Origin of the sequence: Dictyobacter kobayashii, from assembly GCF_003967555.1 — a bacterium.
Classification (GTDB): domain Bacteria; phylum Chloroflexota; class Ktedonobacteria; order Ktedonobacterales; family Ktedonobacteraceae; genus Dictyobacter; species Dictyobacter kobayashii.
This window is the reverse complement of sequence record NZ_BIFS01000001.1, coordinates 2090047-2116240: the sequence shown is the minus strand read 5'-3', so window position 1 is coordinate 2116240 and position 26194 is coordinate 2090047. Positions and strand designations below refer to the sequence as shown.

Here is a 26194-nt window from a genome sequence, read left to right as displayed (position 1 = left end):
ACCCGCTGGGACGCACGACGACGATCACCTATGGCTCAAACGGCCAGGTGGCCACCATCACCGATGCCAACAACAAGCAGATGACCTTTACGTATAACAGCGGCAATACCGTGGTGAAAGACGTGAACAGCCATTCCACCACCTATACGTACCAGGCCAACCTGCAGGTGACCTCGACCAAAGACGCGCTGGGCCATAGCACCAGCAGCACCTTTGACGCCACCTCCTACAACGTTAATACCTACCAGGATGCGATCACATCCGATGGACCAACCAGTTTCCAGTATAATAGCAGCAACAACATGGTCTCGCAGGTCAAAGATCCTACCGGGGCCACGACCAAATACAGCTATTCACCGCTCTCGGGCGGCCAGCAGCAGAACGTGCAGTATCTGCCCACCACCTCAACGGATGCGCAGAGCAATGTGAAGACGAATAACTACGACAATTATGGCAACCTGTTGTCTCAGGCCGATACGACCGGGAGCAAGAGCAATGGCAGCAAGCTGCAGTATTCCTACAATCAGGACGGCACGCCATCTGGTAGTGAGGATGCCAATGGCAATACCACCCTCTACGGCTACGACGGTCAGGGGAATCTGACCTCGGTCACGCCGCCCGCCCCCATGGGCAAGACGACGATGACCTACGACGCCCTGAGTCGTTTGAGCACGGAGACCGACGGCAACGGCAACACGACGACCTATACCTATGACGTCTTCGATCGCGTGCTCAGCACCATCTACAACCAGGGAACCGGCTCGGCCCGCACGTTCACGTATAGCTACGACGATGATGGCAACACGCTGACCCAGAGCGATCCCACCGGAACCACCTCGTTCACCTATGACGTGCTCAATCGGCAGACCAACAAGCAGATCCCGGGTGGTCCCAACATCGTCAGTACCTATGACAATATCGGCAACCTGACCAGCCTGAACGACGGCACCGGTCTGACCAAATACGGCTACAACGAAGTCAACCTGATGACGACGTTGACCGATCCAGGAAGCGCCGTCACCAACTATGGGTACGATAACGCGAACCGCAAGAACTGCATTATCTATCCCAACGGCACCGGCATGCTCATGAGCTACGACGCGGCTGGCCGCCAGGTGAGCAACCAGGGCGGCAAGATGAACGGGAGCCAGTGCGGCACGTCCAGTATCACCACGAACTACACGGGTTACACCTATAACTACGGCCCCTCCAATGGGTCCACGGAGGTGATGAAGAGCGCGGTGATCCATAGCGCCAACAACTATACCCAGTACGCGACCTGGAACTACCAGTACGACACGCTCAATCAGTTGACGGATGTCAACAACGGAGTGCAGCACTGGGCCCTGAGCTACGACGCCAACGGGAACTTGAAGACCAGGCAGTATACTGGAGCTTCCAGCAACGTGGCAACGTATAGTAACTATAACGCGGACAACGAGCCGACGGGGGCGACCAGCACCGGCAGCTATGCAGGCCAACCGACTTCGGGCAGTGCCACCTATGCCTATGATGCCGATGGAAATCTGACGTCGATCACCAATGGCAGTGATGGTCGTGGAGCACTCTCCTACGCCCAGACGCACAGCTATAACAACGCGAACCAGGATGTGAGTGGCACCGGCACGGCGTCAGGCTCGACGCAGAGCTACAGCTACGGCTACACAGGCATCGGCCAGAGCGAGCGCACCACCAACTCTGGGACCAGCACAGTCTACACCGGCCTGGGCCTGAGCACGGAAAAGACAGGAGGCACCACCTACGAGTACGTCCGTTGCAGTTGCGGTCTGCTCAACAGCGAGCGCACCTCGGCGGGCAAGGTCTACTACTACCTGTTCAACGGGCAGGGCTCGATCGTGGGCATGACCGATAGTGTGGGTAACCTGGTGGCCAGCTACGATTACGATCCCCTCGGCAGCATCGCTGGTAGCAACGTGCAGAGTGGAATCGTCAACCCCTGGCAGTATGCCGGCGGCTACTTCGACAGCACCACCGGCCTGACCAAGTTCGGCATCCGGTACTACGATCCCATCTTCGGCCGCTGGACCCAGCGTACCCCCGTTGGTGGCACCCTGCAGGAGACGCTCAAAGCCAACCCCTACCTTTATGCTGATAATGATCCAGTGAATGAGACTGATAGTAGTGGAAGATGTCCCATGTGTCTGGTTATTCTAGCGGGAGCTCTTGGTGGAGGAATAGCTGGATTAATTGCATTAAACATGACAGACGCTGTTGCACAACAACCACCTCCATCTGCTGAGCAGCAAGTTGAGGCATTTGTAGGAGGAGCTCTTGTAGGCGGCCTTACTGCAGCATTTGGTTTCGCAGGAGCAGGGTCATTTGCTGCAGCAAATGCTATGGCAACACCATCGATGGCAGGATCGGCACTGGCTACGCCTATTGGTTTTGCTCCTTGGGGCGCCTTGGTTGCTGGTATTCTTCGGCACTTTTGGCAATAGTTTAAGTTTGGAAATGATAACTTAAAATGAGTGCCGAATAAGCAACTCATACTAAGTAACAACTCATTTGTTTGAGGCAGTGCATCTAATAAATGCACTGCCGATGTTGAGATTTACTTTTACATAATAAGCAATTTAGCCTTTAGAGATACCGCATGTGATTCCTTACTATGGTTTATATTAGGGGTAAACTCTAGACATTTATTATGGAAAGTTTTTACTCGACTTACTTATTACATTTCAGGAGAGAGTAATGTCTACAAAATTATATATTATTTTAGTTGTAATCATTGGCCTGGCTCTTTTAGGCATTTTTTACCTGATGTCGATTATTTTTCATGACCCTCATTTTTTCGGTACGGTAGGTTTTATCCTTCTTGGTATGTACGTCTTTTTAGCAATCATAAATAGAATTTTTATAATGAAGAAGAAATGATAAAAAAATTCGTATAAGAAATATTTGATAGATAGATGGCCTACAGTGGTCTTCACAACGCTTGGACCCCGTGACAAAATAGACTCATGCGAGCTTATTCTTACGATTTACGACAGCGGATTCTGCGCGCGGTAGACCAGAGAAAGCCGCGTGCGGAGATTATGAAAACCTTTGCAGTGTCTCGATCCACGATTAAACGCTACCTCAAGCTAAGGCGCGAAACCGGTGATGTCAAACCTAAGGCCATTCTAGGCTGCCCATCAAAGAAAGGGGCAGCGCTGCACGCTGGACTGCTCCCACACCTCGAAGCGCACCCCGATGCGACCCTTGCCGAGCACTGCCAGTTCTGGGAAGCCACACATGGTATCGAGGTCAGCTCCGCGACCATGAGCCGTGCGATCACGCGTCTGAACTGGACCCGCAAGAAAAAGACGATCCGTGCAAGTGAGCAGAATGAGGCCGACCGCGATGTCTGGTGCGAGCAAGCCAAAGAACTGGATGCCAGCAAACTGATATTCATTGATGAGTGTGGCTCGAATATTGCCCTCACCCGCTTGTATGCTTGATCGCCACAGGGAAAACGGGTCTATGGCTCTGTTCCACGCAACAGGAGAGCGAATATCACGCTCCTGGCTTCGCTTTCGCTTCAAGGCATGGGCGAAGCTTTTATCCTGGAAGGCTCAGCGGATTCTCAGGTGTTTGAGTTGTACATTGAGCAGATCCTGGTATCATTTCTCAGGATAAATTGGCGCGTTCCTCTCAGATAATTTGCTGACGATTGGCTTGAGGAGTGCATTGAGACGGTTTTTGAGAAAAATTTCTCTCCCATAAAATGGCGGTGCAATTTCATCTCATCTCTTTGATGCTTTTCGGAAAAATACAACGGCTCATTTTGTAAGCATAAAATGGCATCCTTTTCGGGCTGTTGCAAACGGCGATGAGAAACAAATTGTGGCGGATTCCCAGTGGAGCACGACAATTTGCACGCAGGCTACGACTGGAAGCAATTTCTGGCGGGACGCGTCATATCATGCTTAATCGTGGAACCAGTCTTCACAGCTGTTCCGTCATCACGCAGCACTGCTCCACAGGCATGATTTCCAGAGTAAAACGGGGGTACCTTGATTGAAACACGTGTTTCAATCAAGGTACCCCTAAACAGTCTTTTTCTACCTTTTCACTGCCTCGATCACAATGTATCCTGGCACATGAGCGTAGCGTTCGGCTCGCAAACGGTGCGCGACATCGTGGTCTAGTTGTGGTTCAATCACCTGCTGAATGGTGCAGCCTGCCTGGATGACACTGTTGAAATAGGTGCTGAGTGGGCGGTGAATAAAATGCCCGTAGCCCTGGGGTACAGTACGCACTTGGAAATACTCACGTACCTCGACGTATCCCTTGCTAGTCCAGGCTGAACCGGACTCCTCGAAGCAGGGGTGCAACAGCGAGAAGATCAGGCGACCTCCCTGCTTCAGCGCGGTCACGCAGTTGAGTAGCGCAGGCAGGTAATCTGGGATATCCATCAAGACCATATTGGCAACGACAGCTTCAAATGCCTCTGGTGTAGGACTCCAGGTGGAGAGATCGGCCTGGAGATACTGGATACCCAGCGGCTCAGCCTGCTCCCTTTTCTGAGCGTACACATACCACGTCTCGGCAGGCTCAATGCCAGTCATGGTCGCGCCCCGTTTCGCGAGCAGTCGGCAGAGATAACCCTGACCACACCCAGCATCCAGAATATGTTGCCCGTTGACATCCCCCAGCAAGGCAAACAGCGCGGGATTGAGCATATATTGCCTGGTCGTATCACCCTCATCCCCAAATTGCTCAGCCTGCTCCAGTGGGACGTCGCCCCAGGCTTTAATTGTCGCTTCGTTCGTAACTTCTGACATTGTCCCTTCCTTTCACTTTCACGCGTGTCTGTGTGATGACAAGAGAGGATATTGTATTAGGCAAGCGCAACCGTTGCAAGCCTTGGATATGCGTCAAGAAGCTTCCTCCCGTCTCACAGGGTCGCGGGTTGGTTTGCGTTGCCCAACTCGTAGCCGGCGACGTGATGCGGCCCGTGGTCGCTGATCCTGTGGCTGTTGCTCCGCTGCCCATAAAGAAGCCTTCTTGACCATGCTACAGATACAACGGCTGTTTGCCCAACGTGCCAGCACACCTCCCATTGTGTGCATAGTTATGATATTCGTTTGCCCCAAGATCTGCCGATCAGCAGTCAAGGGACTGCTCTATGCCTATAATAACAATGGCACCATTAAGACCCAGACGGATGCCAACAACAATACGACATCCTATGGCTACGATAACCATGGCAACCTGACCTCAATCACGCCGCCAGCGCCCATGGGCCAAACCACCCTGGTACCAGATAGCCTGAGCCGGGTCAGTTCCATCGCCGACGGCAACAACCATACAACAACCTATACTTATGACAACCTGGACCGGGTGAAGACCATCACTTATAGCGACCACACCTCGGTCAGTTATACCTACGATGACAACGGCAATATGAAGACGCGTACCTACACCGGTGCCTCGACCTTCAACGCCACCATGAGCTATAATGCCGACAACGAGATTACCTCGGCCAGTTCCACCGGCAGCAACAGCGGGTCGGCAACCTATAGTTATGATGGCAACGGCAACCTGACCTCGGTCACCAACGGCAGTGGTGGTCCTGGACCCTTCACCCGTGCCCAGACGCACACCTATAACGCCGCCAATCAGGATATCAGCGGCAGTGGAACGGACTCTGGTTCTTCGGCCAACTATACCTACGGCTATAGTGGCAGTAACCAGACCGATCGGGTTACCAACACCGGCAACACCGCCGTCTACAGTGGGTTGGGCCTGAGCACTGAAAAAGTGGGGAGCACGAACTATGAATACGTGCGCTGCAGCTGCGGTCTGCTCAACAGTGAGCGCACCTCAGCAGGCAAGGTCTACTCCTACCTGTTCAACGGGCAGGGCTCGATCGTGGGCATGACCGATAGTGCGGGTAACCTGGTGGCTAGCTATGATTACGATCCCCTTGGCAGCATTTCCGGCAGCAACGTGCAGAGCGGAATCGTCAACCCCTGGCAGTATGCCGGTGGCTACTTCGACAGCACCACCGGGCTGACCAAATTCGGCATCCGCTCCTACGATCCCATCTTCGGCCGCTGGACCCAGCGTACCCCCGTTGGTGGCACCCTGCAGGAGACACTCAAAGCCAACCCGTATGAGTATGCGGATAATGATCCTGTCAATGAGGTGGATCCATCAGGGAAATGGAGTGTTGATATAAGCGGTGCCTGCATAGCAGCAATAACCGTTGGTCTCCCTCTATTAACTGCATCCATAACAGGAACCTCTATATTGTCAAGCCAGTTTTTTGCCCTGGCAGCGTTTGTAAGCATTATAGGGTTTCCTGTTGTTGGTGGTATCATTGCGATTTTGACTGTACTTGTCACTGCTGTCGTTATTACCGCAGAACTAATCGTCTTCTATGAAGCTATAAGGTCTGCGTGTGGATTACCTGAAATTCATATAAGGTTCTAGCTACTAAAAGAAATAGAGTGCTAAAACCATAGAAATATAGCACTCTATTTCTTTATTGGAAAGTAGGGCAAACAACAAATGCGTTTAATAACTGGTAAAAAGGCAGCATTAATATGGTTTATCATTACCATAATCACTTTTGCTGTTGCGTATGTGTTACGAATTGAGCGTAATATGGGATGGTCCCAATATTGTTTCTATATTGGGATACTAACACTGATCATTGCTTTTCAAGCGTTTCTTCTTGCTAATTTCGCTCGAAAAGGAAAATAAAAATTATTACATATAGGCTGTTTAAGCTTAAATCTATGAGAGAAAAGGCATTGCTTGCTGTAGATTGTGGTTGGTTACCAAGAAAGCAGGAAATGCTACTGAATATATCCGTTGTAGCTGCGGTCTGCTCAACAGCGAGCGCACCTCGGCGGGCAAGGTCTACTACTATCTGTTCAACGGGCAGGGCTCGATCGTGGGCATGACCGATAGTGCGGCTACCCTGGTGGCCAGCTACGACTATGATCCCCTTGGCAGCATTTCCGGCAGCAACGTGCAGAGTGGAATCGTCAACCCCTGGCAGTATGCCGGAGGCTACTATGACAGCACCACCGGCCTGACCAAGTTCGGCATTCGGTACTACGATCCCATCTTCGGCCGCTGGACCCAGCGCACCCCCGTTGGTGGGACCCTGCAGGAGACCACGAAGGCCAACCCGTATATGTATGCTGGCAATAATCCTGTCAATAATATTGATCCTAGCGGTGCAAGTTGTGAGGGAGATGCTTTAGTAGGTTTATTTTCGTTGGCTGGTCTAGCGAGAGGGGTTCAGTCAGTGCTCTCGTTTAGTGCCGCTCAACTGGCGGGTGGAGCTGGAACTGCAACATCGGCTAGTATGACAGCAGCCGCTGATGGAACAATTATTGATGGGGGATTAGATCTATACGCAGCATCACAAGCGACACCAGTCGGAACGATAGTAGATGCTGTTCTATTAGGCGCGGGCATTGCCTTTATAGCTTATTCTGCATATAACTTAGTCCAAGAATGTAATGGCCGACCAGGGTTATAATTTTAGAAAGTGTTTTACGGAACAAAAGAATGTTAATATTCTTTTGTTCCGTAAAACTTTAGTTCAGAGGTGCAAATATGAAAACAATGGTAGAAAATCCTATAGTACTCATAGGTGTCATAATCTTAACAATAATAGGCATCGGAGGAACGTTTTTTCTTAGAAAGAAACATTCTCGTTTAGCAGAAACAATCCTGCTCTATGGGGTTTGTTGCATGTGTGGGTTCTATTTTGCAATGAGACTTTCCTTTGCTTTCCCTGATTTAGGGCTTATCTGGTTCTTGTTGTTGGTGTTATTGGTCATACTAGTTGCTGCTATAAGTAGCTATTTTAATTTCAAAAGAACAAATCATAGAAGGCTTTGAATTATGAGTAGATAAATGTGGCTTTCTTTGAGAAATGAATAGTAAAACCGTTTTGATCCTTTGCATGAAAGACTCTTGGTATGGCTAACACTACAAAAGAGATCTTCTTAACAGTTCAGGTGTCCAGCATAGCGGATAATATTGGACTATGGGCTACGATGCCAACGGGAATCTGAAATCCACGCAGTACACCAGATCTTCCAACTTCGTGGCGACGTATAGTAACTACAATGCGGACAACGAGCCGACGGGGGCGACCAGCACCGGTAGCTATGCAGGCCAACCGACTTCGGGCAGTGCCACCTATGCGTATGATGCCGATGGGAATCTGACGTCGATCACCAATGGCAGCGATGGTCGTGGGGCGCTCTCCTACGCCCAGACGCACAGCTATAACAACGCGAACCAGGATGTGAGTGGCACCGGCACGGCGTCAGGCTCGACGCAGAGCTATAGCTACGGCTACACGGGCATCGGCCAGACGGAGCGCACCACCAACAATGGGACCAGCACGGTCTACACCGGCCTGGGCCTGAGCACTGAAAAGACAGGAGGCACGACCTACGAGTACGTCCGTTGTAGCTGCGGTCTGCTCAACAGCGAGCGCACCTCGGCGGGCAAAGTCTACTACTATCTCTTCAACGGGCAGGGCTCGATTGTGGGCATGACCGATAGTGCGGGTAACCTGGTGGCCAGCTACGACTATGATCCCCTCGGCAGCATTTCCGGCAGCAACGTCCAGAGCGGAATCGTCAACCCCTGGCAGTATGCCGGAGGCTACTACGACAGCACCACCGGGCTGACCAAGTTTGGCATTCGCTACTACGATCCCATCTTCGGCCGCTGGACCCAGCGTACGCCCATTGGTGGTACCCTGCAGGAAACGCCCAAGGCCAACCCCTATGAGTATGCCGAGAATGATCTTGTCAACTATGTTGGTCCGCATGGAACTACTCCAACTGTAATAGGAGACGTTCTAGCATGTATAGGAGGTATTGCCGCTGATCACCAGGCATACTAAGAGCGGAAGTGACGCAAGATGCTCTGCTTAAAAAGGGAGCTCCCGGATTTCTTTTATTGTAAAAGGTTAAGATTTCATACATGCATTTCTATGACTTTTGGCCTACGGTGTGCGCAACGAATTGACGAGCCTCGGTTTATTTAGTTAGACTCACATGTAGTAACAACAAGTGTCATAAAAAATATTTTTATATGAGGTAGGGTTAATGTCACAATTTCACTCTCTGCGTCCGTTCAGTAGCGATGATGCCGAACCTCTAGGAGAGCGCATCCCCGGTGTTGCAACGATGACCCCGATTCCTGGGGCCAATGTCACGACACCGAACATCCAGACCGATGCTTTTCCCCAATTGATTACCACTGAGCAGTCGCGTGCGGTACAGCTCAGACAGACAGATAGTCACAACCCGATTGTACTGCAGAACGCGCAGACAACCCAGTCATTGGTGCTGGCGCTCCATTCAACCTTGAAGCCACCAGCCCAGGGAACGCGCGCGCCATTGGTTATTCCTGGTGATAGAAAACGCCAGCGCGATACTGAAGCCTTGCTCATACAACAGCAGTCAGGCAAACATCATGGATTGAACCTGCATGTGCGCCATGGATTAGTTGTACTGGCCACATTCGGTGTATTAATGTTTACCATGATTACCATGACCCCTCTCGGTAGTGGGCAGAGTGGTGTTCCATTATTTGATGGCGCCATCAAATGGGTACAGACGCAGCAGCAAGATTGGAATCTCGCCGTTGGCCGTAATGCTGCCCCACCTGCTCAACAACAGGCCCAACAGGCAGCCAATCCTGTTGTTGTTCCGGCTCCCCCTACCACCAATCTACCTAGAAGCCAGTACGTTGCTATCGCTCAGCAAGCAGCGATAAAATATGGCATCAGCCCGGTTTATTTTGTGCGCCAGATCAATCAAGAGAGCGGCTTTAATCCTTATGCCATGTCTCCTGTTGGCGCGGTCGGTATCGCTCAATTCTTGCCATCTACCGCCGCCGGCATGGGCGTTAATCCCTATGATCCTGTCGATGCATTGTATGGAGCAGCCCGGATGATGGCTAACCTCTCCAACCAGTATGGTGGCAACTATGCCAAGGCGCTGGCCGCTTATAATGCTGGCTCTGGAGCGGTAGATAATGCAGTGGCCGCCGGTGGTGCTGCCTGGTTATCTTACCTGCCCGCCGAAACACAGAACTACGTCAATATCATTATGGGTTAAATAAAACACATCAATTCGTTGTCGCCAGATAGCAAGATTGCCTCCCTACCTCATAAGCAATCTTGCTATTTTTTCTTTTAACAGCATCGAGAGATATGCTTGAATTTCCAGGTTGATGAGGATATACTTTAGAGCAAGCAGAAATCTTTTGGTACATGGCACACCACAAGTAGTGCTAGCGCGAAACGATAGATGCACGCCATTTTATGCAATCACTGGCATAATGATGGCAAGTTTATTCACCATTAAGGATATAGTATTTCATGTCGGATATACATGTCCGTCAACGCAATGGCATTCTCTGGCTCATTCTTGACAGACATCCACGAAATATGTTGACCGCAGCGATGCTTGAGCAACTTTCAGCCGCATTGCTTAAGGCGAGCAACAAGCCCCCGCGTCTCATTGTTCTAACTGGCATGGGTGATGAAGCATTCTGTGCCGGAGCAGATCTGCCGGATGACTCTATCGCGCATAAGCAAACCCTTATAGAGACCGCGCATTCAATCGAGCATTCAATGCAGGTTTTACATAGTCAGGGTATTCCAACTGTTGCTTTGATCAAGGGAGCTACCTGGGGAATTGGATGTGAACTTGCAATCCTATGCGAGACCATTTTTGCGCGTGAAGATACCTTATTGCGTTTATCCACACCAGGTCATAGCCTTTTTCCGCGAGCATTGACAGAGATATTGCCTACGTTGATTGGTAAGTCAGAAACGGAACGCCTCGTAGAAAGCGCTGAGACGCTGAATGCGCACGATGCAATGCAAATTGGAATGGTACACCAGGTCTTGTCTCCCAGGCGCTTTCTGCAGGATGCAGAGGAGCTTCTGACCATGTTAATAAGTGTGGCTTGAACCTGACGCTTTGATATAACATAGAAAAGAGCTGATTCTTTAGCGAATCAGCTCTTTTCTATGTTATATCAAAGCGTCTTTGTTTTAGCTATTTATCGTATCTCTAGCAGGCCCATTGAATTTTTACGTCTGGGTACGGTCGGGCTATTCTGGGTTGGCGCGTTTTGCGCGAAGCCAGGTTGTGAGAGCACGGGAAAGTTACTGCCGCTATCGACTGTATCCAATTGGAAGTTCACGATACCGGTGCGAATTTCCTGGGCCATCTGGGTTATTTGACGAGCCAGAGCATGCATCTCGTTGGCGAACTGGGTACTGTGTTTAACAATCTCTTGTATCGCTTCAGTATTGGCTCGTGGAGTTGCGGCATCGCTACTTTGAGGCTTCAGTAAGCGCGCCTTTGCCGTAATCTGAGCCATCTCTTTTTCGATTTCTTCGAAGCCCCGGGCCGTGGTTCTCTGGGAAATCTGGATTTCTTGTAAGAGGCGCTTATTTAAATTATCTAGAGTGCGCAGATCCTCAACGAAGTGTACTCGTAATTCTTCCGCGCTCATATTAAGGGTGCTGGCCGTCTTGGGCAGCTTGGAGAGCCGATCAATGGTATTGGAGACTTGTTCAGATATCCCCAATGTCGTACGCATATGCTGTAAGATCTCGTCATTGGAAACCTGGTGCATCAATTCCCGGATCTGGCGCAATTGATTAAGTAATGCCGCCTGCTGCCCATCAACCTTCTCCATGTTCCCAGGATTACTTTTGTTTCCCACATTAGTCGCGTCTACCACCACAGCTGCTTTGTTCACAGTTTTGACCTGCAGCAGGGCTTGCGTAAAGCTTTCTGAACGCTCTGTCTGCTGGCGTGCAATTACGTCTAGCTGCTCAGCAGTCGTTTTTGTGCGCTGCACAAAGCGGCGGAAGCGTCCAACGGTGAAATTAAATGCATTGGCCAGCATACCAATAGGATCATTACTGACTGGAGCATTAATGCGCAAGTCACCCGCACTCACAACGCGCATATCGGTAAAGAGATGTTCGGCTGCGTTAGTGAGCGCATCGCGTTGATTACGTGTTTCATCCAGCAGTCCCACAATTGCTTCCAGCATCGCATTAACCGAGCCAGAAACATCTGCGATCTCGTCACGGCCAATGACATTGACACGTCGATCGAATTGTCCTTGCTCGACTGCCTGTGTTACCTCGCGCAATGAGCGTAGGCGGCGGACAATGGTCCCCGAGATCACCAGACCAATGATCAAAATCAAGATGAAGGCGATGATTGATCCAATTACAGTGGTAATAATCTGATTCTGGAACTCAATAGTTTGTGCTGCATTAATTGAATCAGTCAGGTGCACATTGAATTGAATCAAGGCACGTGTTGCACTGGTGGCGTCACTATTCGTCAGCTCGATCTGCACCTGCTCCAGATTATTAGCCCTGGTTATATCCTTATTATCAAAATCGTGTAAAATTTCTGTTAATGCGTTTTTATGGGTTAACCAGGTACGTTGAGCACTGGCCGCCAAAATATTTTGCTGGTGAATGAGCTGATTTGACGAACCATTGATAGCTAGAATTGACTGCTGGTCTGCATTCTTTTCGAGCACATCATGATTCAAATAATCTGTTAACAGACCATCATAGCGACTGATCAAATTTTTGAGCGCATCTTTTTCACTTTGCAGTGTCTCATTTGATGGCGCTGGTGTTTGCAGCAGAGCCAGGATCGATTGGGTCTCTGTTTTGATGAGCTGTAAGTACTGGGTACCAGTATTTAAACTGGTATTGGTCGTCAAAAGGCTGTGATAGAATTCTGATTGCCGACTCAAAGATTGCGAACGTTGCAAGCCAGTAGCACCGGTGACCAGCGCTGCTATCAGGGCTGCCGCCAGGAAGCCAAGCGTTAGCCGGGTACCGATGGGTAGATCAATTAAAAGTGAACCGCCACGCCTGAGCGAAGAGCGGATGCGCAATGGATTCTGGTTGTATGTTTGTGTGTTAGACATAGATGTCCCCAATTGTGTCTGATAATAGATCTGGCTTATTCATACGATTCACTACGGATGATCTCGCTTTCCTTTTCCGTGAAAGGCGAGATTGCTAGTGTGTCCGAATGCAACGGTTTTGCCGGGATTGAGGCTATTTTTTTCACATTCATTTCATCGATCGTGATATAGCTTAGCTGGTGTGCTTCCTGCTGCATTGCAGGGCTGATCATAAAGTCCAGGAACGCGCTCAATAAGGAATTGTTATCTCCCAACGTATACATATGTTCATATGACCAGAAATTATAAGTGCCATTACTAATAGTCTCTGCGGTTGGGCTCGCATTATCGATGGCGATGGCTTTCACGGTTGGTTTCAGGGCTGAAAGCGCGATATAGCCGATCGCTCCAGGGGTATTAGCAACGGTATTCACGACTTGTTGTGTATCGTCAACTTTGAGTGGTGTACCGATCTCATCGCCACCGCCAAGGATATATTTACGAAATGTTTCGCGTGTACCCGAAGATGACGGACGAATAATTGGATGGATGGGCTGGTTTAGCCCCGCTTTGATTTGACTCCAATTGGTGGTTTTACCAGTCGAAAAAATATCCAGGATCTGTTCTTTTGTAAGCGATGTAATATTGATATCCGGATGAACAATCATCACAAATGGCGTAGCACAGATAATATGATCTGTCATGTTGGGATCGGGATAAATAGCGGGATCTGCATACAAATCTGAGTCCCCAATATCCGATTGCTTTTGAAAGACTTTGAGTAGTCCCGTTTTGCTGCCACCACCGGCTACAGTAATGTGTGCTTCAGGATGCTGGCGCATAAACTCTTTGGCAGCCGCGGCTACCAATGGTTGGAGGGCGGTCGAGCCGCTAATTTTTAGCTGCCCACTAAACTGTTGCGTTTGCTGATCAGTGCCTGCGCATCCGGTCAGAAGTGAGGCTGCGAAAAGTAGTACAAATACGGGTAAAATGCCCATCACAACAGACTGCGGCAGCATGCGAGCTCTTTTTTTGCGCAGATTGGCATGGACGTTCGGTTGCATAAAGATTATCCTTTTGGACGTTATTCTTCTCCATGTATTGTGGAGTTTTTTGAATGCCCTGGTTGAATTAGAAAATATCATTGCGTCTCACAACGATTATGAATGAGCTTGATTAAGCGATTGTTATACAAGCGTTAAATTAGCCCCAGGGCATAGTTAAAAAATGCGTAAAGGCGCCTGCGAAGTCGTTTGATACGTTTTTTGTTAAGAGACTCACTAATAGGATAAAAAGGCTATTGAAGAGCTTGTTTATTGAAAGCTTGTTTAACTGGCTAAAAGTATAGTCATGATCACCTGTGTATAGTTTGTATGAGGGGAACTTTTACGGTAAGTGCAGCGTCATAGTAGTGAGTGGCTACTTCATCAAAGATGGTTGGTTGCAGAAAAGGAGTTCATTATGTATACAATGCGGATGCTTTTCGATAAAGGTAAACAGACAGCAAGCGTATTCGGGGTGCTAATGATTTTGCTTATAGTTGTATTGTCGGGGTGTGGGAATACTGATAGTAGTAATAGTAGTGGTGGTAGCTCAACCACTACGGGTGGCTCTAATTCTACGGCAGCTCAGCCTACCCCAACTAGTATAGCTGGTTATGGTACCACACAGGGATGTCCTAGCGATACAGTTGTTGGCAACGCTCCAAAGGCCAATGAAACGGTGGTTATGAGCGGAACGACTGACGCAACTGTTATTGCGCATACGGGTGATATTATTGAGTTCCGCTTCCCTTTTGGTAAAAGGTGGATAGGACCAAAGACTATGCCGGCTCAACTACAAATACAAAAGCCCGCTGGTTATGCTTTGAAGAGCGATAAAGTATGTGTCTGGCGCTTCATTGCCCAGAGCGCTGGTACTGTGGAGCTCCACTTTTCTAGTCGCGCACTCTGTAAAGCTGGCGGTATGTGTCCGCTGTATATTCTGGATGTGCCGGTGACGGTTGCTGTAAAATAAGACGGCATATTAAAAGGTCCATGTCCAGCTAGCGCTAGCTGGACATGGACCTTTTAATATGCTATGTAGAAACGAATATCTAGAAATGAAAGGATTATGTATGGATGGAAATACTGATTGTTGTTCGCTTGCTAGTGGTTTTGCTCTTAATTGCTCTGATGGTAATTTTTATTACCAGGCGTTTTGCCGTACCCTACACCCTGGGATTGGTGCTGGTCGGTCTGCTGATTAGTCTATTTGGGCATCTAGATGCCTTTCACCTCTCGCCGGAACTGGTCTTATTTGTTTTTTTGCCACCCCTGATTTTTGAAGGCTCCTGGTCAATCTCTTTAAAATTGTTGCGTGAAAATTGGGCCCCTATTTTGTTGCTGGCCGTACCTGGACTCTTGCTTGAGCTCATTTTGATTGCGCTACCCTTATATTTTTTTGTGCATGTACCCTGGTCGGTAGCGCTGCTGCTGGCGGCCATTCTATCGCCAACCGATCCTGTGGCTGTGTTAGGCCTGTTCAGACAACTTAAAGTCAATGAGCATCTCTCAATACTGATTGAAGGAGAAAGTCTCTTTAATGATGGTGTGGCTGGCGCACTTTATCAGGTATTCCTGGCGATTGTCTTACTATCGTTGCAGGGCCAGCAGGTGACCTTTGGGGTGGCAGTGATGAGGGGAATCGGCGTGTTTTTGCTCCAGGCTGGTGGAGGCGTGCTGGTGGGCGCCCTGTGTGGTCTGGCCGTCAGCCGCTGTGTGCGCCAGGTTAATGATCACCTCATCGAAATGACAATGACGATTGTCACGGCATATGGGGTCTATTTACTGGCTGATGCCATGCATATGTCAGGCATTCTGGCGGTAATTGTGGCCTCTCTGATCCTTAGCGATTACTGTTTAAAACAGGGCATGTCGGAAGAGACACGCCTGGCGGTTGATGATTTCTGGAGTATGATCGCTTTTCTGGCCAATGCTCTGCTCTTCTTGCTAGTGGGAGCGCAACTCAATCCGGTCAGCCTTTTGACGACTCAGGAGCCGATCTCGCTCTTGCTGGCTGCGGGGGTAGTAATTGGGGCAGTGTTGGTCGCGCGCTACGTCATGGTCTTAATCTTACCGCTGGCCTTTGGCGGCGCGTTGCGAAAACGTCTGCACACCTGGCGCTTTATCCTTTTGTGGAGTGGTTTGCGTGGTGCACTCTCGCTGGCTCTGGTGCTAGCCCTGCCTACCAATATACCTGATCGTACAGCCTTAATTTTTTCTACCTACATGGTTGTATTGTTTACATTGTTGGTACAAGGGTTCAGTATCCGCCCGGTGCTGCGCCGTATTCCAGGCTTACAGTAGCGAAAGTAGTACCATTGAGCGCGAGCTAAATTATGTTCATATTATCTATATTCCTATGGATGAAGCTGCTTATCTGGCGTGGATATAGTGAAGATTGTGAGTGCGTTAGCCTGCTCCAATCAAACTCATGGAAAAAGTAGCTAAGCTGGCTTTTAGCCTTGCTTGAGGCTGTGATGAGCTGCACCTGGATACATAATTACTCTGGTGTTACGACTATTTTTTCCTTATTGTTGTATAGCTATTTCCTATACAGCAATGTCATACAAATATAGCGAACCTACCTATTGACAGCCCTTTCCCATCTCTATTACAATCGTGTGTAACGACAGTTACTTATCCTCTCTGGGGACGTAGCTTTCATAACACATAGATCTGGAGTGTAGAAAGATGGCGACACAATATTATTTGTCCAGGCGGTCCCGGCTGACTGCGGACAGCGTTTCTCATAGCGCAGCTAGATATGTTCTTCCGAATTCCTCCCTTTTCCCTTACCCCTCCATGCTCATGTCTATGTGTATGTGTTGTCCCCACTGTCGCTAGCACTACTAAATTTGATTGCCCCGCAGCTGTAAAAAATGTACCTGGATAGTTATTAAGCAGATACTGGTCAGTAGATTAGCATTTCAAAGCTTTTCCAACTTTTTGTTGTTTGATGACACTGGCTTTCCCTTACCTTAAAACACAGTCTGCTTGCTATTGTTGCGGTTGAGGCTCTTTTTTGCATCCATAAATTTTCGTTGCAGCTTTTTTTATGTTACTCATGACAGAGTGGAGAGTGTATCCGATGTTACAATATACATTGCCAGTGCAAGTGCAAGAGATAGGTAGACTACCAGGAAATAAAGTTGTTAAGGGTCAGCTGGATTTGATTGTACTGCGCCATATGGCTCGTCAGCTGCGCTTAACCCTGCTCACAATGGAGCAGGCCAGCAGTACAAGCTTTCCCGGCGTGTATGAGTTAAATGAGCGCCAGTCGAGCCTGCATCGTATCGTTTTCTATCGTCCTGAACTGCTTACCACAGATGAGACGCTCTCCTTTGTGGGTTTTGTGAGTGGACGGCAGCGGGCGAAAGACGATACCTTAAATGAAGAACTTTTTCAAGCGGACCGCAAAATGCTGGATAAGCTAATGCATATTCCCGGCTTGCTGGCCTACTCATCATTGGAGCTACGTCCTGGTCGTTGGTATAACCTGGTTGTGATGCAGACCTTTGATGTTAAAACTGATTTGAAGAGTATTGATATGCATCAGCATGCGGCTTATCGCCTGGCACCCCGTGCCTATGACTGGATTCGTATTCATAGCGGCATTTTTCCGGGTGGACTGGCCAAAAATGTGCCCCGGCTGCTCAAGACCAAACATTATGCTTTTCAGCATGACACTAAAAATTTTCACATGCATGAAGTTAATTATTGATAGTCAGACAAGGATTGTATATGTCAGAAGGAGAATACCGAGCGGCTCCGTTGCACTTTGCTAATTTTCTGTCCTCGTTATTACAGGAAACCTATGCGGCGATTGCGACCTATGTGGGTCAACAGATTGGCTCAGAGGTAGTCTCAAGTAGCGGTTATAGTCTGGATGAATTTCAGGCCGAGCAGGCCGATGTTGGCTTTCTATGCGGCCTGCTCTATGTGCATTTGCGGGTCAGCAGCGCTGATCAAGTCGAGCTTTTAGCGGCTCCCGTCTTGCGTCCCGAGCGCTACCAGTGGCAGCCCAGATATTTTTCAGATGTCGTTGTGCGTCAGGATAGTGCTTTTAAGAGCTTTGCCGATCTGCGTGGCGCTAGCTGGGCCTATAACGAAGAGGCCTCTCATTCTGGCTATAACCTGGTGCAGTATAGTTTATTGGAACGACAGGAAAACGCTAGTTATTTTGGTCATACTGTTAAGTCCGGTGCCCACCTCCAATCATTGCAACTGGTGCTGGATGGCCAGGTAGATGCCACTGCTATCGACTCTCATCTGCTCGATGTTTTGCTCCTGCGACAGCCGCAATTGGCCTCCCAGCTTCGCGTCATCGACGCGCTGGGTCCCTCGACGATTCCCCCATCGTCGCGGCGCGGCGCCTACCGGAAGCGTTGAAACGGGAGATCCAGAACGTTCTGATCCATATGCATGAAGATCCTCAGCAGGCGGCCTTGTTGCACGCTGGAGGTATCGAGCGCCTGGTAGCGATAGAGGATGAGGATTATAACGATATTCGTGCTATGTTTGCCCGCGTGCAGGCGGCTGAGCAACCTGCTATTAGCCTCAGGCGCTAAGGCCCACATTACTGTGCCTGGATACGCTATAATAATGGCATCAATATGTTCATTGTGCGTAAATCACACTAATGGAAGGACAGACGTGAGCGTATGACGACTGCTAGTGAAACAGGCAATGGTGCTGAGCACAATCCACCATCCTACCGTTCCCGCATTGGTCTGGTAGCAGACTCTCCCAATTTTCCCGCCGCATGGGATCAAGTTATAGAAAAGGTACGCCTGGCCGATGAGCTGGGCTATGATTCGGTCTGGCTGGGTGAGTCCTGGGGCTATGAACTTTTTACTTCTATGTCGGACCTGGTGCGAGCTACCAAAAGAATCAAGATCGGGGCCGGTATCGCCAATATATATTCGCGCAGCCCAGCCTTGATTGCCAGCACGGTTGCGACCCTGGATGAGCGCTCGGGTGGCCGTATTCTGCTTGGCCTGGGACCTTCGGGCGCGCAGGTAGTTGAGCACTGGCATGGCGTGCCGTTTGAAAAGCCACTGCAGCGTACCCGTGAGTATGTCGAGATTATCCGTACTATCTTGCGTGGCGATAAGCTGATGCACAAAGGCGAGCTTTTTCAGCTGGAGCGAGGATTTAAGCTACGCTTTAAAGCGACGCGTCCTGATCTGCCGATCTATATTGCCGCCATGGGGCCCAGGAATATTTTTCAGACCGGCGAGATCGCGGATGGTGTCTTGCCCGTCTACTGGCCTGCAACCCGCTGGGGATCGCTGCGCGAGCAATTGGATGCTGGTTCACTGGCGGCTGGCCGACCGGCCCATAGCGCGGCCATCGCTCCCTATATTACCAGTGTGATCTTGCGCGATAACGCCACAGAGGAAGAGTGGCAGGCGGCCCGTTTTAAGGCGGCCTCACCACTGGCTTATTATATTGGGAAGATGGGCGTCTACTATGCGCAAATGCTGGCCCGCAATGGCTTTGAGGAAGATGTACAGGCCGTTCTAGCTGGCTGGCAGCAAGGCATGAAATCAGCCATTGAAGCCGTTAGTCCACGTTTGTTGGAGAGTACAACCATTATTGGGACCGCCCGGGAGTGCGCTGCCAAAATAGACAGCTGGGCGGCCCTGGGTGTAGACGAGCCATTGCTAAGTATGCCCGATGGCTCGCCCGATGAAGCAGCGGCTCAACTTTCAGCGCTTAAAGAGGCGTTGGCCGTATAACCGCTACGGCTCGCAAACTCGTCCGCATGCTGTAAGCGTTTCTGGATCGATGGATGCGAGTGGAAGAGAAACTCAATGATGGGCGCCGGTTCAACCTCTGCCAGATTCTGGTTGGCCAGGCGCCTCATCGCGCTTTTAAAGGCTTCAATTTTTCCAGTCGAAGTAAGGGCATATTCATCTGCCTGATACTCAATGACGCGGCTATAGCCATTGCTGAGAGGCATAATAATAAAGCTAAAAATGCCCAGCAAGGTAAAGAAGAATGGCAGGGTCGCGGGATCGGTCAGGGAGCGATAGTAGTGTTGCTGATCGATGACCCAATGCAAGATCAGGTTGGCAAAGAAGAGTCCAACCAGCATCAGTACCGTTTGACTGGCAATCAACTTCCAGATATCGCGGTGAACATGATGTCCCAGTTCATGCGCCAGCACCACCTCAATCTCATCGATAGTGTAGCGATCGGTCATCGTATCTCCCACCACAATGCGCCTTGTATTGCCCAGGCCCATCAACGCCGCATTGGTCGCGGTCGTCTTATTGCTCATCTTCATCGAGAAGACCCCGCGCACCCGGGTATGAGCCTGTTCGGCCAGCTTCAGCAGGCGTTGCGTCAACTCACCATCCGGTAACGGTGTGAACTTATAGAATATTGGAAAGATGAGGATGGGGGCCAGGTTGGCCATCAGGACCGAAAAGAACAGGATGATCAGCGCGACCCAGAGCCACCAGAGTTGAGGTTGGAAAGATAAGAGCGCATAGACCAGGGAAACAAATACAGCTTCAAGTAGCAGGTTTAAACCCAGGCCAATCCCCAGTTCACGTAACCAGGCGGGCAGGCTCATCACAGAGATGCCATAGCGCCGTGGTAATACAAAGCCAGAATAATAGGATAAGGGCGAGGTCAGTACTTCATACAGAACCGTGATCAGCACACAATAGACGACGATCTGCCAGGGAAACCAGTCTGCTCGGGGTTGCCAGCTCAAGAATGGTAGCCAGCTGGTCGCTCCTTGAATCACATCGCGGAACCATTTATCCAGCCCTGCTCCTAGCACGATCAGAATACTGAGTACACCAATGCCCATACTAATATACGAGATACGGCGGCGCGTGCGGGCATACTCACGCGCCTGTTGCTGTCGTTCGACATCGATTTCCATGCCAGTTACTTCCTTTGAATTGGGCAAGGTGAATGGTAGCAGAAATTTAATAAATGACCAGCGAAAAACCATGTTTAATCGTGACGGCACGCTTGGTTTTGGCTGCTCGCCAGGCTGTTTTACTCATACCGACACGTTTGCGGAGATCGTTGAGTTGTTCTTCTGAGAAGTGCTCTGAGGCGGCAAGTACGACGCGGCGTAGCTCTGCACGGATAGCATTAATGCGATCTTCTAACTCTGCCAGGCGATGGGCATCATGTGGTAGCCCTTGAATAGCCAGCCTGGCGAGGTCGGCCCATTGACTTGCCGGTAGACGCATAGCTTCAACGCGCTCTTTAATAAAGATGGTAACTTCATCAAAGTTCGGTACAGCTGTCAGGTCAGTCATGCTAAGCTCTCCTCTTGATGGATATCAAAACTCAGTGGAACTGGAATGACATCCTTATCGCACCAAAGATCCATACAAGCGAACCGCATCCTGTGGCGTGGGCGTTAGATCGAGGATATGGGAGGGAGTACATAGCTTTGTATCCCTCCCATATGAACTCGCAATAATTTTAGGTTAAGCTGCGATGTAAATCTTCGAAGGAACGACGCGCACTCTCCAGGGATGGGATAGCGGGCTGATCATTCTCAACGATGAATGCTGTGGCGCCAGCGGCCTGGCCGGCTTCGATATAGCCAGCGATATCCAGTGTGCCTGAGCCAACCTCTGTAAATTTGCGATCAGGTGTCATATCCTTCAGGTGCAGAGTTGCAATCCGGTTACTATGCTTGTTGATAAAGGCAATCGGGTCGACACCAGCAAAAGCAGCCCAGTAGGTATCCAACTCAAATTTGACCAGATTGGGATCAGTGGCAGCAATCAATCGATCGAGCAGTGTCTCTCCATTGACCTGGGCAAACTCAAAATCATGGTTATGGTAAGCCAGGGTCAGGCCACGATCTTTACAAAGCTGCCCATACTCATTTAACTGAGCAGCGAATTTTTTGAAAGACTCTTCCTGTGCAAGGAGATCTTTATTAATCCACGGGATAATCAAATAGGGGCTACCGATTTCCAGGCAGTAATCAATCTCGCGCTGGGCATCATTCTCAACCAGGGCCAACCCTACATGGCTACCGACCGTCTTCAGGCCTAACTCAGCCAGGACCGCTGCCAGTTCTTTCGAACTGAAATCGCCATAACCAGCGAACTCAACCCCGGGATAGCCAATCTCTGCGACGGTGCGCAGTGTCTCTTTAAAATTTTTAGCAGTTTCATCACGTACAGTGTATAACTGCAGTGCTACAGTCTCAGTCATGAAAACTCCCTACTACTGATGATGAATAGGTGATTTGAAGCTAATCCATTGCCCAAACTTACCCTAAGTATACCACCTTTGGAATGAACATTGGTCCTTCGCAGGTGGTATTCTACTCTACTTAAAAATATTGATACCGCTAGCTAAACGTCCTAGAGTTTTGAAACATTCAGCAAAGCATTGTACATTCCTTCTCTATGTAGGACTGGTATGCTTAACGTTTAAAAAGATATTCTGGGGATGGAATATGAGCGAAATGCGAGGGAAGCAGATTGGGAGCTATCGGCTGTCAAGCCTATTAGGCCAGGGTGGCTTTGCTGATGTGTATTTAGGGGAGCATATAAGCGAACAGATAGCGGTTTAACAAAAGTTCTGGCCCTCCAGATAAAAAAATCGGGTACAATAACAGGGAGTACGTATAGAGCCGTACTCCTCAATTTTTGTCACCTGCTTTTTGTCGCAAACTCTGTTTGACCCTTTCTTTAGGATAGTTACATAAGTATAGTTACATATTTACGATGAAGGAATATGCTATGAAACAGTCATTTGCCTGGTGGTGTTTTGCGAGGAATGATCTGGCGCCTGAGAAGCTGTTGCGCACAGCAGCGGAGATTGGCTATACAGGTGTAGATTTGATCGATCAGAGATACTGGTCGTTGGCCAGAGAGCATGGGCTCCAGATTGTGTCGGTTGGTGGACATACTTCAATCGAGCATGGATTGAATCGGCGCGATCAGCATTCCCGTATCGAGCAGGAGATTTTAGCCAATCTCGAACTGGCCAAAGAATGGGGCATTTCTAACTTGATCTGTTTCAGTGGTAGTCGCGCTGGCTTATCCGATGAGGAGGGTGCCGAGAATACCGCTGAAGGTCTACGGCGGGTAGTGCAAGCAGCTGAAGCCGCTAAGGTCACTTTGATCGTTGAGCTCCTGAACAGTAAAGTGGATCATCCAGATTACCAATGTGATAAGACGGCCTGGGGGGTGCGTGTATGCGAGCTGGTCAATTCACCTTATGTCAGGTTGCTGTATGATATCTATCATATGCAAATCATGGAAGGGGATCTCATTCGCACCATTCGGCAGTATCATCCCTATTTTGCCCATTATCATACAGCTGGAAATCCTGGCCGCCATGATATCGACGAAACGCAAGAGATCTACTATCCACCGATCTATCGGGCCATCCAGGCTACCGGCTATAGTGGCTATATCGCCCATGAGTTTATCCCCAAAGGTGATCCTTTACAGGCTTTGAAAGTAGCATTTGAAGATTGTGAGCAGAGCAAGTTAGAAGCATAGCTGCTAGTTTTGTGTGGCTAATGGTGCACTTGCAACTGCCAGAAGTCACGCGTGGGCAGTTGAGGATCATCTGCCCCGCGCACCACAAAGGCATTGCCCTGCCCATCGCAGGCGCTGGCGCCCAGCACTGATCCACCAGCAGTAAAAGGGATCAAGGGCTGTATTTGTAGCGTCTGCGTATCGATCAGCCAGGTATTATCCTTCCCCTGCTCCTGTCGTTTATCATAGCCACCAACCAGGACCAGTTTGCCGGGCAACACAACGCAGCCCGAAGCTCCACTAATGGCCTGAGGCATGCTTGTCGAGGCCTGTGACCAGCTATTGTTGGCGATGTCATAGCTATAGATAGTGTCAGTTTGTTGTTGTTGACCCGCATCTACCGACCCTCCAAATATAAGTAAGTGTCCCTGGTCATCGCTGCTGATGACCACATATCCCAATCCTACAGGCAGATCAGCCAGGCGATGCCAGTGGGAGGTCGCGATATCATAGCGATACCAGCCTGTACCGGCCTGTGTATGGCTATTACCGGGCTGGGTAAAGCCCTGTGTGAGATAAAGGTGACCCTGCTGGTCGGCAAACAGCGCGCTGGCAAAGCCAATCGTGATCTGGTCAGGTGGCACAATCTTTTTCAACTGGGCTGTGTCTGGCTGGTACATATAGAGCAACGAAGGCACATTATAGCTTTCGGACGAGTAGCCCACCGTAAAAAAGATAGTATTTCGTTCATCTACTGCAGCCGCGTTATTGACCATACCGGGAAAATTATTTTCCACCATCTCCCAGCGGGTCGCAATCACATCATAGCGATACAGCGTATGGTCATAGGAAGGATGCTCGGGGCTACGATAAGCGCCATTCATATAGACGTAAGGGTGACCCTTTTCCACCACATAGACGGCGGCCATATCCGCTTCTGGTTTCAGCGTCGATGGGAGGCGTAGCCAGGCGTTAGTCAGGGTTGTAGACTGAGTATGCCTGGACAAAGCGCTGGAATCAGATCCCATTTGTATATGTTGCCTGGCCGGTTGAAGGAGACGTACATAGACCAGTAGCGAGGCCATAATCACAAACAGGGCCAGTGCAAGTATAAAGCTGATCTGGATAAAGCGATGAAATTTGCGGGCCAGCAAGCTTGTATTGGTCGCTGGCGGTTGCTCCTGCAGCGTATGTAGAGAGAGCTGTGACAGGCTCATACTTGACCGCCGTTGGAGACTTTCATCCACCGAAGCCAACTGTTGCTCCATTTGATCGTGTGCCAGCCGCTCCTGGCGCATCCGTTGTAATGACTCACGATCCGCCCGGCGCTGTTCTAGATCCAGGGTACAGGGAACGACCTCCGTCTCATCATTGTGGGAAAGTGGCCCGGTTGCTATCTCGGAACTATCAGATCCACGACGCTGCAACCTCACCTTGTCGTTTTGTACGGATTGACCAAACATCTGGCGCTGATAGCTCAAGCGCTCCTCAACGCGATAGGCGCGTTCCAGGGCCAGAAAAAAGACATGCGCGGACTGGTAGCGATCACCTGGATCGGCCTGTGTTGCCAGCTTGATAATTCCGTTGAGCATGGTAGAGATGGGGGTAGCAGGATATTCACGCGCTTCTTGCTGCTGACGTGAATGTGGGCCAAGGATCATTTCTTGTAGCAGCATACCCAGACTATAGAGATCGGCCCGCACATCGATAGAGGCTCCATTAGGCGCAAACTCAGGGGCAGTATATTTGGTGTGCGCGACCGGTTCTTCTTCGCTACAGGTGGGTGGTTCCCTGAAATAGCGAGCATTCCCTAAATTGAGTAATACCAGTGAGGTATCTGGTACCAGTACAATGTTTTCTGGTTGGAGCGCGCAAAAAATTAGTGGGGGATCATGGTGATGCAGGTAATCCAGCACGTCACACAGCTGCATGCAATAGCTTAATGCTTCCAGTGGTGTCAGGGCAGGATCTTGCTGTAGCCGCTGGCCCAGTGTGCAGCCCGGGACATAGTTCATCACCAGATACCAGTAGCCATCTTCAGAGAAATAATCATATAGCGTTGGCAACGCTGGATGCTGCAAGCGCGCCATCAATAGCGCCTCACGCAGGAAAAGATCGGTTTGTGTGCCCCCGCTGCTTGGAAAGAAAGCCTCTTGAGCATCCTGCGTAGTAGCTGAGCGGCGTGAGATGTCTCCTCCATGCAGAATATAATCTAGTTCGGCCACCACACTCTCGGGCAACGCTTGATCGGTCTGTACCTGTTTGAGGACGAGTGGGGTTGCCAGCGTAACATGCGCGGCCAGATATACTCTGCTAGTGCTATCCCGGGCTAACAGTTGCTTGATGTGGTACTCTCCATCATGCAGTACGTGCCCCACAAACTGATCATTCTCTGTTGCCCGTGGCTCTTCCGAAGGTATCATCGTGACCCAACTCCCCTCTCACTTACTACCTGCCGACATAGATGTTGCCTCTGATGTATAGTAACTAAGGAATATAGTCGGCGTCAAGTCATGCCTTCTTAACAGTATGAATGCATCACAAAAATTAAATTAATGTGTTCATTAAAAAACAATGCTTCTATATTTATTATAGCCCCGGGCGCATTCATCCTAATCCACCACAGGGCTTCGCAAAAGTCCGGGGGAGGTGAAAAAGAAGAGTCAATCCAGTAGAATGAAAAAAAAATCAAGGTCATTCGAGGAAAGACTC

General features: G+C 49.7%; 22 protein-coding genes. 15 read left to right on the top strand and 7 right to left on the bottom strand.

Annotation, left to right across the window (positions count from 1 at the left end; all coding sequences use genetic code 11):
* Nucleotides 1–122 precede the first annotated feature (122 nt).
* Nucleotides 123–2459, top strand: a complete 2337-nt coding sequence (locus tag EL645_RS09295) for an RHS repeat-associated core domain-containing protein (protein WP_246035321.1) — start codon at nt 123–125, stop codon at nt 2457–2459.
* A 522-nt stretch (nt 2460–2981) separates the two neighbouring features.
* The gene (locus tag EL645_RS09290) at nt 2982–3461 is read left to right on the top strand and encodes an IS630 transposase-related protein (protein ID WP_126549758.1); all 480 of its coding nucleotides are present in this window, start codon (nt 2982–2984) and stop codon (nt 3459–3461) included.
* Nucleotides 3462–4064: 603 nt separating this feature from the next.
* Here the strand turns inward: EL645_RS09290 and EL645_RS09285 are convergent.
* The gene (locus tag EL645_RS09285; protein ID WP_126549757.1) at nt 4065–4787 is read right to left on the bottom strand and encodes a class I SAM-dependent methyltransferase; all 723 of its coding nucleotides are present in this window, start codon (nt 4785–4787) and stop codon (nt 4065–4067) included.
* A gap of 282 nt (nt 4788–5069) precedes the next feature.
* Between EL645_RS09285 and EL645_RS45330 the strand changes: the two genes are divergently transcribed.
* The 6 genes from EL645_RS45330 (at nt 5070) to EL645_RS09260 (ending at nt 10972) form a co-directional block, all read left to right on the top strand.
* Nucleotides 5070–5141, top strand: a complete 72-nt coding sequence (locus EL645_RS45330; protein WP_371865728.1) for a hypothetical protein — start codon at nt 5070–5072, stop codon at nt 5139–5141.
* Nucleotides 5142–5244: 103 nt separating this feature from the next.
* The gene (locus EL645_RS09280) at nt 5245–6441 is read left to right on the top strand and encodes an RHS repeat domain-containing protein (RefSeq protein WP_443090041.1); all 1197 of its coding nucleotides are present in this window, start codon (nt 5245–5247) and stop codon (nt 6439–6441) included.
* A gap of 343 nt (nt 6442–6784) precedes the next feature.
* On the top strand, nt 6785–7504 hold the full coding sequence (locus EL645_RS09275; RefSeq protein ID WP_126549755.1) for an RHS repeat-associated core domain-containing protein: 720 nt from the start codon (nt 6785–6787) through the stop codon (nt 7502–7504).
* 513 nt (nt 7505–8017) lie between these two features.
* Complete coding sequence (locus EL645_RS09270; RefSeq protein WP_126549754.1) at nt 8018–8890, top strand: RHS repeat domain-containing protein; 873 nt, start codon at nt 8018–8020, stop codon at nt 8888–8890.
* A gap of 205 nt (nt 8891–9095) precedes the next feature.
* Entirely contained in the window at nt 9096–10112 is a 1017-nt protein-coding gene (locus tag EL645_RS09265; RefSeq protein WP_126549753.1) for a lytic transglycosylase domain-containing protein, read from the top strand.
* Nucleotides 10113–10375: 263 nt separating this feature from the next.
* On the top strand, nt 10376–10972 hold the full coding sequence (locus EL645_RS09260) for an enoyl-CoA hydratase/isomerase family protein (RefSeq protein ID WP_126549752.1): 597 nt from the start codon (nt 10376–10378) through the stop codon (nt 10970–10972).
* 92 nt (nt 10973–11064) lie between these two features.
* Here EL645_RS09260 and EL645_RS09255 read toward each other — a convergent pair whose 3' ends face one another.
* Both EL645_RS09255 and EL645_RS09250 read right to left on the bottom strand, forming a co-directional pair.
* Complete coding sequence (locus EL645_RS09255) at nt 11065–12975, bottom strand: HAMP domain-containing protein (RefSeq protein WP_126549751.1); 1911 nt, start codon at nt 12973–12975, stop codon at nt 11065–11067.
* Nucleotides 12976–13010: 35 nt separating this feature from the next.
* Nucleotides 13011–14018 (bottom strand): PstS family phosphate ABC transporter substrate-binding protein, encoded by a 1008-nt coding sequence (locus EL645_RS09250; RefSeq protein WP_161977256.1) that lies wholly within the window; start codon nt 14016–14018, stop codon nt 13011–13013.
* A 397-nt stretch (nt 14019–14415) separates the two neighbouring features.
* Here EL645_RS09250 and EL645_RS09245 point away from each other — a divergent pair, with 397 nt between their 5' ends.
* From EL645_RS09245 to EL645_RS09220, 6 genes are all read left to right on the top strand, one after another.
* Nucleotides 14416–14970 carry a hypothetical protein gene (locus tag EL645_RS09245; protein WP_126549749.1) on the top strand — a complete coding sequence of 185 codons (555 nt, stop codon included), beginning with the start codon at nt 14416–14418 and terminating at the stop codon, nt 14968–14970.
* A gap of 104 nt (nt 14971–15074) precedes the next feature.
* Nucleotides 15075–16301, top strand: a complete 1227-nt coding sequence (locus tag EL645_RS09240) for a cation:proton antiporter (protein WP_126549748.1) — start codon at nt 15075–15077, stop codon at nt 16299–16301.
* Between the two features lie 784 nt (nt 16302–17085).
* The gene (locus tag EL645_RS09235) at nt 17086–17718 is read left to right on the top strand and encodes a hypothetical protein (protein WP_126549747.1); all 633 of its coding nucleotides are present in this window, start codon (nt 17086–17088) and stop codon (nt 17716–17718) included.
* Between the two features lie 20 nt (nt 17719–17738).
* Nucleotides 17739–18386 (top strand): phosphate/phosphite/phosphonate ABC transporter substrate-binding protein, encoded by a 648-nt coding sequence (locus tag EL645_RS09230; RefSeq protein ID WP_126549746.1) that lies wholly within the window; start codon nt 17739–17741, stop codon nt 18384–18386.
* Nucleotides 18383–18565 (top strand): hypothetical protein, encoded by a 183-nt coding sequence (locus tag EL645_RS44055; RefSeq protein WP_161977255.1) that lies wholly within the window; start codon nt 18383–18385, stop codon nt 18563–18565. The genes EL645_RS09230 and EL645_RS44055 overlap by 4 nt, the downstream gene beginning before the upstream one ends.
* 93 nt (nt 18566–18658) lie before the next feature.
* On the top strand, nt 18659–19738 hold the full coding sequence (locus EL645_RS09220) for an LLM class flavin-dependent oxidoreductase (protein ID WP_126549744.1): 1080 nt from the start codon (nt 18659–18661) through the stop codon (nt 19736–19738).
* Here EL645_RS09220 and EL645_RS09215 read toward each other — a convergent pair.
* The 3 genes from EL645_RS09215 to EL645_RS09205 all read right to left on the bottom strand — a co-directional run bounded on the left by EL645_RS09215 (nt 19702) and on the right by EL645_RS09205 (nt 22202).
* Nucleotides 19702–20898, bottom strand: coding sequence for a M48 family metallopeptidase (locus tag EL645_RS09215; RefSeq protein ID WP_161977254.1), 1197 nt, complete (start codon nt 20896–20898; stop codon nt 19702–19704). The genes EL645_RS09220 and EL645_RS09215 overlap by 37 nt on opposite strands.
* Before the next feature lie 46 nt (nt 20899–20944).
* Nucleotides 20945–21286 (bottom strand): hypothetical protein, encoded by a 342-nt coding sequence (locus EL645_RS09210; RefSeq protein WP_126549742.1) that lies wholly within the window; start codon nt 21284–21286, stop codon nt 20945–20947.
* 169 nt (nt 21287–21455) lie between these two features.
* On the bottom strand, nt 21456–22202 hold the full coding sequence (locus tag EL645_RS09205; protein WP_126549741.1) for a sugar phosphate isomerase/epimerase family protein: 747 nt from the start codon (nt 22200–22202) through the stop codon (nt 21456–21458).
* A 533-nt stretch (nt 22203–22735) separates the two neighbouring features.
* Here EL645_RS09205 and EL645_RS09200 point away from each other — a divergent pair.
* A complete protein-coding gene (locus EL645_RS09200; RefSeq protein WP_246035320.1) occupies nt 22736–23503 on the top strand; it encodes a hydroxypyruvate isomerase family protein in 768 nt (255 codons plus the stop codon).
* A gap of 17 nt (nt 23504–23520) precedes the next feature.
* On the opposite strand, the gene EL645_RS09195 is transcribed toward EL645_RS09200, so the two are convergent.
* Nucleotides 23521–25905 carry a protein kinase domain-containing protein gene (locus tag EL645_RS09195; RefSeq protein WP_126549739.1) on the bottom strand — a complete coding sequence of 795 codons (2385 nt, stop codon included), beginning with the start codon at nt 25903–25905 and terminating at the stop codon, nt 23521–23523.
* Nucleotides 25906–26194: the final 289 nt, after the last annotated feature.

Excerpts from the sequence above, each read along its gene's own strand:
- EL645_RS09290 (WP_126549758.1), top strand. The coding sequence starts at position 2,982 with ATGCGAGCTTATTCTTACGATTTACGACAGCGGATTCTGCGCGCGGTA.
- EL645_RS09285 (WP_126549757.1), bottom strand. The coding sequence starts at position 4,787 with ATGTCAGAAGTTACGAACGAAGCGACAATTAAAGCCTGGGGCGACGTC.
- EL645_RS09280 (WP_443090041.1), top strand. The coding sequence starts at position 5,245 with ATGGGCCAAACCACCCTGGTACCAGATAGCCTGAGCCGGGTCAGTTCC.
- EL645_RS09270 (WP_126549754.1), top strand. The coding sequence starts at position 8,018 with ATGGGCTACGATGCCAACGGGAATCTGAAATCCACGCAGTACACCAGA.
- EL645_RS09265 (WP_126549753.1), top strand. The coding sequence starts at position 9,096 with ATGTCACAATTTCACTCTCTGCGTCCGTTCAGTAGCGATGATGCCGAA.
- EL645_RS09260 (WP_126549752.1), top strand. The coding sequence starts at position 10,376 with ATGTCGGATATACATGTCCGTCAACGCAATGGCATTCTCTGGCTCATT.
- EL645_RS09255 (WP_126549751.1), bottom strand. The coding sequence starts at position 12,975 with ATGTCTAACACACAAACATACAACCAGAATCCATTGCGCATCCGCTCT.
- EL645_RS09250 (WP_161977256.1), bottom strand. The coding sequence starts at position 14,018 with ATGCAACCGAACGTCCATGCCAATCTGCGCAAAAAAAGAGCTCGCATG.
- EL645_RS09245 (WP_126549749.1), top strand. The coding sequence starts at position 14,416 with ATGTATACAATGCGGATGCTTTTCGATAAAGGTAAACAGACAGCAAGC.
- EL645_RS09240 (WP_126549748.1), top strand. The coding sequence starts at position 15,075 with ATGGAAATACTGATTGTTGTTCGCTTGCTAGTGGTTTTGCTCTTAATT.
- EL645_RS09235 (WP_126549747.1), top strand. The coding sequence starts at position 17,086 with ATGTTACAATATACATTGCCAGTGCAAGTGCAAGAGATAGGTAGACTA.
- EL645_RS09230 (WP_126549746.1), top strand. The coding sequence starts at position 17,739 with ATGTCAGAAGGAGAATACCGAGCGGCTCCGTTGCACTTTGCTAATTTT.
- EL645_RS09220 (WP_126549744.1), top strand. The coding sequence starts at position 18,659 with ATGACGACTGCTAGTGAAACAGGCAATGGTGCTGAGCACAATCCACCA.
- EL645_RS09215 (WP_161977254.1), bottom strand. The coding sequence starts at position 20,898 with ATGGAAATCGATGTCGAACGACAGCAACAGGCGCGTGAGTATGCCCGC.
- EL645_RS09210 (WP_126549742.1), bottom strand. The coding sequence starts at position 21,286 with ATGACTGACCTGACAGCTGTACCGAACTTTGATGAAGTTACCATCTTT.
- EL645_RS09205 (WP_126549741.1), bottom strand. The coding sequence starts at position 22,202 with ATGACTGAGACTGTAGCACTGCAGTTATACACTGTACGTGATGAAACT.
- EL645_RS09200 (WP_246035320.1), top strand. The coding sequence starts at position 22,736 with ATGAAACAGTCATTTGCCTGGTGGTGTTTTGCGAGGAATGATCTGGCG.
- EL645_RS09195 (WP_126549739.1), bottom strand. The coding sequence starts at position 25,905 with ATGATACCTTCGGAAGAGCCACGGGCAACAGAGAATGATCAGTTTGTG.